The organism is Mariniplasma anaerobium (genome assembly GCF_016865445.1).
GTDB lineage: Bacteria > Bacillota_I > Bacilli_A > Acholeplasmatales > Acholeplasmataceae > Mariniplasma > Mariniplasma anaerobium.
In genome coordinates this window covers 1,321,303-1,332,884 of record NZ_AP024412.1, presented here as the reverse complement: position 1 = coordinate 1,332,884, position 11,582 = coordinate 1,321,303, and the positions used below count along the sequence as shown (strand labels likewise).

The window sequence follows — 11,582 nt, the reverse complement described above, 5'->3', positions numbered from 1 at the left end:
AATCTATTTTAACATTAAATAATCAATTGAAAACGTTCTTTTTGAATAAAGTCTTTGCTTTGTCTTTACTTAAGGCATTATATCATATATAATAAAGGGTAATATGAAACAAGGAGGCGCTTATGAAACTCAATGAACGTGGATTGTTAGTTGTCCTTTCTGGGCCTTCTGGCGTCGGTAAAGGTACAGTTAGAAAAGCTTTGTTTCAAATGCCTAATCATGACTTAGTTTACTCAGTTTCAATGACAACTAGAGCACCAAGAGATGGAGAAATTGATGGCGTTGACTATTATTTTGTTTCAAAAGAAGAGTTTTTAAAACGCATTAAAGAAAACAGGTTTTTAGAATGGGCAGAATTTGTAGGCCAATATTATGGTACACCAAAAGATAAAATAGAAGAACAACTGGATAAAGGAAAAGAAGTTGTTTTAGAAATTGAAGTTGAAGGTGCTTTACAAGTTCGTAAACAAATGAAAGATGCTGTATTTATTTTCTTGGTTCCACCAGGGAAAAAAGCGCTATATGATCGATTAAAAAATAGAGGGACAGAAGCTTTAGAAGTTGTCCAACAAAGAATGGCAAAAGCAGAATCAGAGTTTTTGCTTGCTCATAAATATGATTACATTGTTGTTAATGATGAAGTAAATAATGCTGCAGATAGAGTCATGGCGATTATACGTGCAGAGCATGCTAAGACCGCAAGAACTATTCATAATTATTTAAAGATGATAGGAGAATAATATAATGCAAAAGAATAAAGACGGTATGAGATATCCATCGATTGATAAACTTTTAGAAAAAATTGATTCAAAATACAAATTAGTATATGCTGCAAGTCGTGTAGCTAGAATCATTGAAGATGAAAGTTTAGTTGTAGATAATGCGCAATGTGTTAAAAGTATTGGCATCGGACTTGAAGAAATATTAGATGGTAAAGTTAAAATAGAGTTTGAATCGTAAAAGCGAGTTTCTCGCTTTTTCTTTTCTATGTGTATTGATATAAAATTTATGTTAAAATAATAGTGGTGATTTTTTTGAATCTAAAAGCAAAATTAAATTTATGTCCAACTGAACCTGGCTGTTATTTGATGAAAAATAAAAGTGATCAAGTCATTTATGTTGGGAAAGCAAAAAATCTTAAAAATAGAGTGAAATCTTACTTTACAGGTGCTCATAACGAGAAAACAACACGATTAGTTTTAGAAATCGTGGATTTTTCTTATGTATTAACTAATAGTGAGAGAGAATCACTTATTTTAGAAATCAATCTAATCAAACAATATTTACCTAAATATAACATTAGACTTATGGATGATAAAACATATCCATATATAGAACTCACACAAGAAGAACATCCAAAGCTTACAGTTGTTCGTAAAAAAAAGCCAAAAGGAAGAATTTTTGGTCCATATCCAAATGTCTATGCTGCAAGAGAAACGGTTAGATTATTAAATAGAATCTATCCTTTAAGAAAATGTGATACAATGCCTAAGAAAGTATGTCTTTATTACCATATTGGACAATGTCTTGGACCCTGTGAATTTAAAGTAGATTACAAAGACAATATCAATGATGTTGTTAAATTCTTAAAAGGTGATACAAAAGAAGTTGTAGATAAACTAAAAGTTCAAATGGAACAAGCTTCTACTTTAATGCAATTTGAAAAAGCCATTGAATTTAGAGATATGATTAACCATATAGAATCAACCACTGAAAAACAAATCATAAATCTTAATGATTTCAAAGATAGAGATGCAATTAGTTTTGCATATAATCAAGATGATATCGCAATCGAAATATTGAAAATGAGACAAGGCAAAATAGTAGATCATGAACAAGTAGTTTTTTCTTATGTTGGAGAATATAAAGAAACTTTATTAAGTTATCTTCAACAATATTATGAAACTTATATTCCTGATGAATTAATTTTTAGTTCTAGATTTGATTTAGAAGACTTAGAACCGCTTTTTTCTAAAAAAGCTTTGATCCCTCAAAGAGGAGATAAGAAGAAGGTAGTCGATCTAGCATCAAAGAATGCAGATTATGATTTAGAGCATCACTATATGCTATATAGACATAAACAAGAAAAGACACAAAAAGCAATTGATGATTTATCTAAGATATTAGAGAAAAATATTAATCATATAGAAATTTTTGATAACGCACAACTTTTTGGTACAGCACCAATATCGGCATGTATTGTTTATAAAGATCAAGATTTTGATAAAAAAAGTTATCGAAAATATCATTTAAAAACAACGACTAATGATGACTATCAAGCAATGAAAGAAGTAACATATAGAAGATACCAAAAAAATCTTGTTGAGCAGTTAAAGATGCCAGATTTAATATTAGTTGATGGTGGAAAAGGGCAAATTAACGCCGCTAAAGAGATTTTAGATCAATTGAATTTAGATATTAAATTAGCAGGGTTAAAGAAGAATCAAAAACATCAACTTGAAGCTTTAGTATATAACAATGAAGTCTATCCGTTATTGAAAAACAGTGAACTCTATCAGCTTTTACTTAACATTTCAGAAGAAGTGCATAGATTTGCGATAGCCTTTCATGTTAAAACCAGAGATAAAGTAGCCAATCAATCTTTTTTAGATGATATCAAAGGTATTGGCCCAAAAAGAAAATTAAAATTATTAACACATTTTAAAAGTATTGATGAAATTAGAGAAGCATCTCATGATACCTTAAGTGGTTTAGGTCTTCCTGATGAAGTCATCAATCAATTGAAAGAGGTTGTAAAATGACAAAAATCATCTATGATATCAATCCAGAATTAAAAATATTTTATATCATTATTGAAGGAAAAAAAACAGGTTTTTATTTATCTAATCGACTTGCAAAGACTTTCTATAATTACTTAAGAGTAGGTGTCTTAGTTGATTTTGAAATAGCACCTAAAAGAAAAAAAATTCATCGCATTAAGTATTATCAAGTCGCTCATTTTAATAGGGTTATATCTTTAAAGCCACATATCGTTCATTATGATCTAAATAAGTTAAGAAAAGATATGCAAGCTGTATTAAAAAAACATAAATATTATTTATTCATAGATTTTGAAATGACAATGCCAGGATATTCTCCAGGTGGATTTACACCTGAAATTATTCAAGTAGGATATGTTGTTTCAAAATCATTAGGTAGTGTTATTGAGCAAGATGGATATTATGTACTACCAAGTGCTCAAACCAATTTATCTAAGAGAACGAAAAGATTTTTGCAATTAGATGAATTAAAATTCTATGAAGATGGAAAACATTATGAGCTTTTTTATGCAGATTTAAAAAGAGTCATTGATAAATTTCATCCAAAATTAGTAGTATGGGGGAAAAATGATATTTCTGCATTAAATGATTCATACAGACTTCATGATAAAGAAGCGTTAACAGAAGATATGGATTTTATTGATTTACTTAAATTGCATAAAGATTATTATAACTTACGTGACGATTTAGGTTTATTTAAAGCATTTAAAACCTATTATGATGTCGAAGAACATCAAGCACATGATGCTAAAGATGATGCGATTGTAACTAAATATGTATTTGATGCCTTTATGTCATATATGAAATAAAAAAAATCCGCAATTGCGGATTTATTTTTTTATGTAGTTTTTAAATCAACGACAATTGGGATAATCAAAGGTCTTCTTTGAGTGATTTCAAATATTTTATCACTTAAGTGAGAAATAACTGCGTTTTTTAAATGTAGTTCATTGATTACTTTAGCTTGTAGTTCTTTTTGACATATTAATTTTGCTTCATTGGCTAATTGACCAGTTAATTCTTCATTACCTCTCATATATATAAATCCACGAGATATAATAGTAGGATCGTTAACCATTTTTTTCTTATCTGAATCAATAGATAAAACTATTGAGAATAAGCCTTCTTCACTTAGTGTTTTTCTTTCTTTAAGAACAACACTACCGATATCGCCAATACCAGTACCATCAATATAAACTTCACCAGAATGTACTTTACCAGCTAATCTAATGTGATCTCTATTTACAGCTGCAACTTCACCGTTATCCATAATCAATATATTCTTAGGATTAACACCGCATTCAATAGCGAGTTGTTTATGGTGTTTAAGCATACGATGCTCTCCATGAACTGGAATAAACATCTTAGGCTTAACAAGGCTTAAAATAAGTTTTAAATCGTTTTGTGCACCATGTCCAGATGTATGCGTATCTGCAAGTGGACCATGTGTAATCACATTGACATCTAATCTAAATAGTTTGTTAATGGTTCTATTAACGCCTTCTTGATTTCCTGGAATAGGAGAAGAAGAGAAGATAACAGTATCACCAGCCATGGCTTGAACTTGGCGATGTGTTCCATTTGCAATTCTACTTAGAGCAGCTAATGGTTCACCTTGAGAACCAGTTACAAGTAAACATATTTGTTCTGGTTTTAATCTATTAACCTGATCACCTGTAATTAATGTATCTTTTGGAACTTTTATATATCCGGTTTGCATACCTGCTTCAATTGCTCGTTCCATTGATCTACCAAATACTGCAACTTTACGTTTGTTTAATACAGCAGATTCTATAATTTGTTGAATACGATACATATTTGATGCGAATGTAGCAATAATGATTCTACCAGTCATTCTAGTAAAAAGTTCATTAATTGATTTACCAACTTTACTATCAGAAATGATGAGTTCATCGCGCTCTGAATTGGTTGAATCAGACATCATACATAAAACGCCTTCACTACCTATTTTAGCAAGTTTATCAAATTCACAAGGAGGTCCTACAGGTGTAAAATCTACTTTAAAATCTCCGGTGTGGAATAAAGTACCTTCTTTTGTTTTAAAGACGATACCAAACATATCAGGGATTGAATGAGTCATTCTAATAAAACTGATTTCTACATTTTTAAAGGTATATTTATAATGGCTCTTGTAAGCTTCAATATGCGGATGTTTAACATCTTTATGTTCCATGAATTTGTATTCAATTAAGTCAATTGCGATTCCTGATGCATAAATCTTAGGAATGTTGACTTGTTTCAATAAATAAGGGATACTACCAATATGATCTTCGTGTCCATGCGTGATAAAAAGACCAACAATACGATCTTGGTTTTCAATTAAATATGTATAATCAGGAATGACATAATCAATACCTAATAAATGATCATCAGGAAATAATATACCAGAATCGACGATAAAAATTTGGTCTTCGATTTCGTATATATACATGTTTTTCCCAACTTCGCCGAGTCCACCTAATGCAAAAATGCCGATTTCCCCGGTTTGTAATAATTCGTTTTTCATATGCAAATCCTCCAGCATCGAAAGTTGTACATGTCTATTTTATAATAAAAGATTAAAAAATGATAGTGAAAAACAATTTATGCTATAATATTTTTGAGGTGTATGATGAAAAAAATAATATTTTTTGATGTAGATAATACAATATATAATAACGATAAAGGTGAAATTCCTGCACAAACTAAAATATTGCTTCATACTTTAAGTAAAAATCCTGATGTTGTTTTAGGTTTAGCAACTGGAAGAGGACTAAAAAAATTAGAAATCATTGAAGATGTATTACCTTATTTCACATATAAAGTATTGGTTAATGGTGCATATGTTTTAAAAGATAAAGATATTATCTATGATTTACCAATTAAAAATGAAGATATCAAGGAAGTGCTAGCATTTGTTAAAGATCATGATTTAAACATAGGCATGGTTGGTATAAATGATGAAGCAGTAAACTACTGGAATGATAGAATTGGTTTTGGGATGAATGAAATCCATGGATTACCTCCAGCTGTCAATGAAAAGTTTTATATAGATCATAAGGTTTATCAATTATGGATGTTTGCAGATCTTGAATCAGAGATTTTAGAGATTGCTAAAGAAATGCCGAAATTTAGAGTTTTTCCTTGGCACAAAGGTGGAGCAGATTTCACTTATCCTCAAGTTAATAAATCTTTTGGAATCAAGCAATGCTTAAAGTATGAAAAGGATTATCAATTAATTTGTATTGGTGATGGAGCTAATGATATCGAAATGATTGAAATAGCAGATATCGGTATAGCTATGGATAACACAAGATTTAATGAATTAAAAGAAAAAGCCGATCATATTGCTCCTCATATTCACGAAGATCAATTACACGACTTTTTTAAAAAACTTAAACTTATTTAGTAGGTCTTAATTTATTTTGAACCATTTTGATGATCTCTTTTGGAACATAAGGCGAAATATCTGCATGATGAACAATGAGTTCTTTAATCGCAGAGGATGACACAAAATGATTTTTAGAAGAAGGAAACAAAATTAATGTTTCTATACTTCTGTTAATGTTTCTGTTAAACTGATACAGGGCATATTCATTTTCATAATCTTGAATATTTCTTAAACCACGGATCATAAGTTCAATATCATTGTCTTTAGCATATCTAACAACCAAGTTATCTGTTGATGAGACAACTACATTGTCAAGATCCTTAGTGACTAAGTTAATCATCTCTATTCTTTCTTCAGTGGAAAACGTAGCTACCTTCTTATAATTGTCAGCAACAACTATATGCAAAGTATCAACAATTCTACTTGCACGTTTGATAATATCAAGGTGACCAATAGTTAATGGATCGAATGTTCCAGGATAAACCGCTTTTTTCATATATTTACCTCGCTTCAGTAATAGTATAACAAAAAAAATTCAAAAATATCAAAGGAGAAGTAAAAAATGAACACTTATCGTAAAAGTTTAGTCATACAATTATTAATGTTTGTCGTATTTTTCGTCATGGGAGCTAATGTTATTATCAGTTTTTATGTTGTAGATACATTTCCTGCATATACCTATGTCATCTTAGGCGTCTTAGTTTTATTTGGTGTATTTGGATATTTATATTATAAAAGATCCTCAAATGAAATAGCAGTCATCACACCAAAAGAATTTAAAACACTTAAAAGATTACTTTATAGCTATTTATTTATCTATATCGGTGAAATGTTGGCCTCAGGTTTAGAAAGTCTACCTAAAGATATAGTTGCTATTGTTTTTGGATCACTACTTTGTATCATCGCAATAGTTGGTGTAGTCATTCAATATAAAATTCTAGAACATAAGTAAGAACACCTAGTGTTCTTTTCTTTTTATTTATACAAAATTTCTTTTATGGTAAAATAAAAGTGTAATTCATAATTACTAATAACTTAATGATTGATAAATTAGAAGATTTAAAATAGGAGGAGAAAAGATATGAAATTATTAACTGAAACATATGTTTTATCAAATGGAGTAGAGATTCCTAAGATTGGATTTGGGACTTGGCAAGTACCTGATGGAAAAATAGCTTATGAATCAGTATCTATGGCACTTAAGAATGGATATAGACATATTGATACAGCGGAAGCTTACAAAAATGAAAAAAGTGTAGGACACGCAATAAAAGATTCTAAAATTCCAAGAGAAGAAATTTTTGTTACTTCAAAATTGCATTCACATATTAAAACTTATGAAGGTGCAAAAGAAGCGTTCCAAAAAACACTTGAAGAATTAGAGTTTGATTATTTAGATTTATTTTTAATTCATGCACCTTGGCCATGGAATGAAATGGGAAAAGATTGTAGAGAAGGTAATGTTGAAGCATTTAAAGCAATGATTGAATTATATAAAGCAGGAAAAATAAAAGCAATCGGAGTTTCAAACTTTTCTCCAGCTGATATTGATAATATCATTGAACATTTAAACTTTGTGCCTCACGTTAATCAAATTGCATTTTTTGTAGGACATAATCAAAGTGAAACTGATGTATATTGCAAGGATAAAAACATTTTAATTGAAGCTTATTCACCACTTGCAATAGGACATGCACTTAAAAATCCTGTAGTTATTAAGATGGCAAAGGCTTATGATAAAACACCAGCTCAAATATTGATTAGATATTGTATAGAAAAAGGCACATTACCACTTCCGAAATCTACACATGAATCTAGAATTATTGAAAATGGACAAGTTGATTTTGAAATTAAAAAATCTGATTTAGATATTTTGGATCAAATTGATGATGATCCTAGAAAATGGAATTAAAAAATATATAAAAAAACGGAGAAAATTTTCTCCGTTTTTTTTACATATGCAACTCTTTTTGACAACTTTCACAATATCCATAAATAGTCATATCGTGATGTGTAATTTTGAAATTGTGTTGATTTGCTATATCATCTGCAAAATGATGAATGTGACAATCAATTTCATACATTTTTTGACAATGCACACAAATCATATAGTGATGATGGTCTTTATGGTTTGAATAATAATAAGCTGTGTGATTTAAAAAGCTTTTTGAAAGTAAGCCTTCTGCAAAAAATAAATCGAGGGAACGATAAACTGTGGATAAATTTAATGTATCTTTAGGAAGGTTATCATAAATCATTTCAGCACTTAATGGCTGACTTGCTTTATTTAATATAGATAAAATTTCTTTTCTTTGTGTGGTCATACGCATAATATCATCTCCTTAAGACTTTCTTTAAACCAATGACTAGTATGAGAAGTAGTGTGTATAAAACAACAATAGTAGATCCAACAGGTATTTCTAATGGATGGGCAATAAAAATCCCCATAACGACAATAACTAAACTTGATATCAATCCAAATAAAATTGTCATTTTAAAACTCTTTGTCCATTGACTTGAAATAATAGAAGGGAAAACGACTAATGCAGAAATTAATAAAGTTCCAATTGTTCTAACACCTATTACGATGAAAAATGCTGTTAATAAAGATAAGCCATATCCTAAAAGATTAGTTTTAATCTTTGAAAATTTCGCGTAATTTAAATCATAAGTCATTAAAAATAAAGAGCGATAAAATGATAAAACAAATATCAATATTAAGACACTGACGATAGTTGAAATAATCATATCTGCTTTAGTTGCGGTAAATATATTACCAACTAACATAGATTCAACAGATATATTAAATCCAGATCCTTTTTTGATTAAAATCAAACCAATAGCGAATGAAACACTTGCGACTAAGCCAATAGCAGCATCACCATTCATTTTATCTGTTGATGCGAGGTATTTTATTAAGACTGACGCAATCATTACAAATGGTATTGCGATATATAATGCTTCATTTGAAAGAAGAACACCTAAAACTAATCCAGCAAAGCTGACATGAGCTAGGCCATCTGCAATCATTGCTTGTTGATTTAAAACAAGATAGGGACTCAATAGAGAAGCTGATAGTGCAAGCGTGATACCAATAAAGAGAGCATTGACTATAAAGTCATATTGTAAGAGATCAATCATGATGATGCCCCCTATGTTCAAATTTATTAAAATCTTCATAGGAACCTATGAATTTAATGGTTTGATCAACATACATAATTTTGCAGTTTTCTTTAATAGCATCCGTCAAATCATGGGTGACATGAATGATAGTTGTTTTATTATTTCTTTGGATTTCATGAAGAAGTATATAAAATTTTTCTCTAAATGAAGGATCAAGTGCACTAGTAGGTTCATCTAGAATTAAAACATCAGGTTCACTTATAAGTGCTCTTATGAGATAAACACGTTGTTGTTGTCCTCCGGATAAATAGTTCATAGAATGACCAAAAAGATCTTCTATTTCCATTTTTTTCAACCAATCTTTTATCAATTGGCATTCTGATTTAGATGGAAATAATTTTGGTTTTTTAAAACCACTGTAAATAACTTCTTGTACAGTCATTGGTATTAAGTTTTTTAGATTTAGTTTTTGTGGAAGATAGCCCATATTTTTAGTATTTATATCTATTGTGCCTTCGCTTTGTTTTAAAAGACCAACAAGTGTTTTAACTAAAGTAGTTTTACCACTACCATTAGGTCCTACGATGTGAAAAAAGTCGCCTTTTTCAACATGAAAGTTTACATTTGATAAAACATTAAATTTTCCAAAGGATACACCAACATTTTTATATTCAATCATTTTAGTTTGTTATACCTAAAGCGATTTTAATGTGATCAAAGTTTCTTTGCATCAAATCTTTATAGGTAATATTTGCCTCCCAATCTGCTTGGTTTAGGTTGTGATATGTATGTAGAGTAAGTAAATTTAATTGATATTGATCATTTGATTCTAAACTTTCTTTAATAGCGTTTGCTGCTTTAGGTTCAGTTAATGCTTCGATAAAAAGGTAATGTGTATCAGCGTTTTTTACAAGGTCAGAAAAATTTATAATTTCGCTACTTGTTAAATCATCATCAGGCTTAAATTCAGAAAATAATGATTCTATATTTAGATGATATCTTTCTGCAAAAGCACTTAAAGCATTATGACCTGCAAAGTAAATAGTAGAATCTTTATAGGGTTCATAAGATAAGACACTATCCATTTCTAAATGTAGCGCATATATTTCATCTTTGTAAGCTGTTGCATTCGCCACATAATAAGCCTCATTTTCTGGATCTATCTCAATAATATGCTCTAAAATATAATCAATCATTTGAAGCGCATTGAGTGGATCAACCCAATAATGTAACTCTTCATCGTGATCATGTTCGTCTTCAATGAGTTGAGTTGATAAAGACAAATAAGTATGTTCTTCGTATGTAAAGCTTTCAGACATATTTAAAACAATGGTATCTTGTCCTGCAATTGTAGTAGGATCTTTAATCCATTGGTCAATTTCTAAACTTGTAAATAAAAATAGCTTTGATTGGTTGATGTCAACCATATCTTTACTAGAGGCTTCAAAACTATGAATATCAGTTCCAAGTGGGATGAGTAAAGCAACCTCGAGTTTATCCCCAGCGATTTGTTTTGCAAAATCATAATGTGTAAACATAGTTGCAACAATATCAGGTTTATCCTGAGTGCTATTACAAGATGCTAGAGAAATTGCGGATAATAAAAGTAATACATAAATAGCAAATTTTTTCATAACATTAATCCCCTTCTGCAAATGATTTGCAATAGAATTATATCATGAAAAGTAGAATTTGCAAACCATTTGCAATCAATTTATTTTTTAATCTTTAATTAAGCAAAAAAGCGACCTAAAAAATTGTATTTATTATTAAATAATGTTATAATAAAGACCTAAATGTGAGTGGGATGAAGATTTCCACTCATTTTATTGAGGTCGAATATGAATTTACAAAAAATGAGAGAAAAATTAACACCTATCTTAAAAAGACATGATTTAGAAATTTATAGTATAAAAACCAAAAAAGAATTTGGTGAAAAGATTGTAGAAATTCTAATTGACACCGAAACAATGGATATCAATACATTAGAAAAAATACATCTTGAATACGTGAATCTTCTTACAGATGATGATTTAGATCCTGATTATTTTTTAGAATTGTCGTCAGTTGGGTTAGAAAGACCATTAAAATCAAGAGAAGATCTTCTCAAGGTGATAGGTAAATATATTTATTTGGAAACGAATAAATATCAAGGAAATGGATACATCATATCATTTGAAAATGATATAATAAAATTAGAGATTAATGATAAGGGACGCATTCGGAAAATTGATATCAATTACGATGAAGCTAGAAATATGCGTACTTCAGTAAAGGTATAGGAGGAT

14 protein-coding genes are annotated in these 11,582 nt (G+C 29.6%); 8 read left to right on the top strand and 6 right to left on the bottom strand.

Annotated features, from left to right (window positions below; all coding sequences use genetic code 11):
• Positions 1 to 122: 122 nt before the first annotated feature.
• The 4 genes from gmk to MPAN_RS06325 all read left to right on the top strand — a co-directional run bounded on the left by gmk (position 123) and on the right by MPAN_RS06325 (position 3,589).
• Positions 123 to 740 (top strand): guanylate kinase, encoded by a 618-nt coding sequence (gene gmk, locus MPAN_RS06340; protein WP_176238824.1) that lies wholly within the window; start codon positions 123 to 125, stop codon positions 738 to 740.
• A gap of 4 nt (positions 741 to 744) precedes the next feature.
• Positions 745 to 960, top strand: a complete 216-nt coding sequence (gene rpoZ / locus MPAN_RS06335) for a DNA-directed RNA polymerase subunit omega (protein WP_231756752.1) — start codon at positions 745 to 747, stop codon at positions 958 to 960.
• A gap of 74 nt (positions 961 to 1,034) precedes the next feature.
• Positions 1,035 to 2,762 carry an excinuclease ABC subunit UvrC gene (uvrC, locus tag MPAN_RS06330; RefSeq protein WP_231756751.1) on the top strand — a complete coding sequence of 576 codons (1,728 nt, stop codon included), beginning with the start codon at positions 1,035 to 1,037 and terminating at the stop codon, positions 2,760 to 2,762.
• A complete protein-coding gene (locus tag MPAN_RS06325; RefSeq protein ID WP_176238825.1) occupies positions 2,759 to 3,589 on the top strand; it encodes an exonuclease domain-containing protein in 831 nt (276 codons plus the stop codon). The genes uvrC and MPAN_RS06325 overlap by 4 nt, the downstream gene beginning before the upstream one ends.
• A gap of 29 nt (positions 3,590 to 3,618) precedes the next feature.
• Here the strand turns inward: MPAN_RS06325 and MPAN_RS06320 are convergent, their stop codons facing one another.
• Entirely contained in the window at positions 3,619 to 5,307 is a 1,689-nt protein-coding gene (locus MPAN_RS06320) for a ribonuclease J (RefSeq protein ID WP_176238826.1), read from the bottom strand.
• 105 nt (positions 5,308 to 5,412) lie between these two features.
• Between MPAN_RS06320 and MPAN_RS06315 the strand changes: the two genes are divergently transcribed.
• Positions 5,413 to 6,189, top strand: coding sequence for an HAD-IIB family hydrolase (locus MPAN_RS06315; RefSeq protein WP_176238827.1), 777 nt, complete (start codon positions 5,413 to 5,415; stop codon positions 6,187 to 6,189).
• Here MPAN_RS06315 and coaD read toward each other — a convergent pair.
• Positions 6,182 to 6,667, bottom strand: a complete 486-nt coding sequence (gene coaD / locus MPAN_RS06310; protein WP_176238828.1) for a pantetheine-phosphate adenylyltransferase — start codon at positions 6,665 to 6,667, stop codon at positions 6,182 to 6,184. The two genes, MPAN_RS06315 and coaD, sit on opposite strands and share 8 nt — an antisense overlap.
• Positions 6,668 to 6,733: 66 nt before the next feature.
• Between coaD and MPAN_RS06305 the strand changes: the two genes are divergently transcribed.
• Positions 6,734 to 7,123, top strand: a complete 390-nt coding sequence (locus MPAN_RS06305; RefSeq protein WP_176238829.1) for a hypothetical protein — start codon at positions 6,734 to 6,736, stop codon at positions 7,121 to 7,123.
• Positions 7,124 to 7,252: 129 nt separating this feature from the next.
• Positions 7,253 to 8,083 (top strand): aldo/keto reductase, encoded by an 831-nt coding sequence (locus MPAN_RS06300; RefSeq protein ID WP_176238830.1) that lies wholly within the window; start codon positions 7,253 to 7,255, stop codon positions 8,081 to 8,083.
• A 40-nt stretch (positions 8,084 to 8,123) separates the two neighbouring features.
• On the opposite strand, the gene MPAN_RS06295 is transcribed toward MPAN_RS06300, so the two are convergent.
• From MPAN_RS06295 to MPAN_RS06280, 4 genes are read right to left on the bottom strand one after another with little or no spacing between them, the layout of a single operon-like run.
• Complete coding sequence (locus MPAN_RS06295) at positions 8,124 to 8,501, bottom strand: Fur family transcriptional regulator (RefSeq protein ID WP_176238831.1); 378 nt, start codon at positions 8,499 to 8,501, stop codon at positions 8,124 to 8,126.
• A gap of 4 nt (positions 8,502 to 8,505) precedes the next feature.
• Positions 8,506 to 9,312, bottom strand: a complete 807-nt coding sequence (locus MPAN_RS06290; RefSeq protein WP_176238832.1) for a metal ABC transporter permease — start codon at positions 9,310 to 9,312, stop codon at positions 8,506 to 8,508.
• Positions 9,305 to 9,973, bottom strand: a complete 669-nt coding sequence (locus MPAN_RS06285) for a metal ABC transporter ATP-binding protein (protein ID WP_176238833.1) — start codon at positions 9,971 to 9,973, stop codon at positions 9,305 to 9,307. Before MPAN_RS06285 ends, MPAN_RS06290 begins: the two co-directional genes overlap by 8 nt.
• A gap of 1 nt (position 9,974) precedes the next feature.
• Positions 9,975 to 10,928: a metal ABC transporter substrate-binding protein gene (locus MPAN_RS06280; protein ID WP_176238834.1), complete on the bottom strand. Its 954-nt coding sequence runs from the start codon at positions 10,926 to 10,928 to the stop codon at positions 9,975 to 9,977.
• Between the two features lie 207 nt (positions 10,929 to 11,135).
• On the opposite strand from MPAN_RS06280, the gene MPAN_RS06275 reads away from it, so the two are divergent.
• A complete protein-coding gene (locus MPAN_RS06275) occupies positions 11,136 to 11,576 on the top strand; it encodes a ribosome maturation factor RimP (RefSeq protein WP_176238835.1) in 441 nt (146 codons plus the stop codon).
• The last annotated feature ends 6 nt before the right edge of the window (positions 11,577 to 11,582 follow it).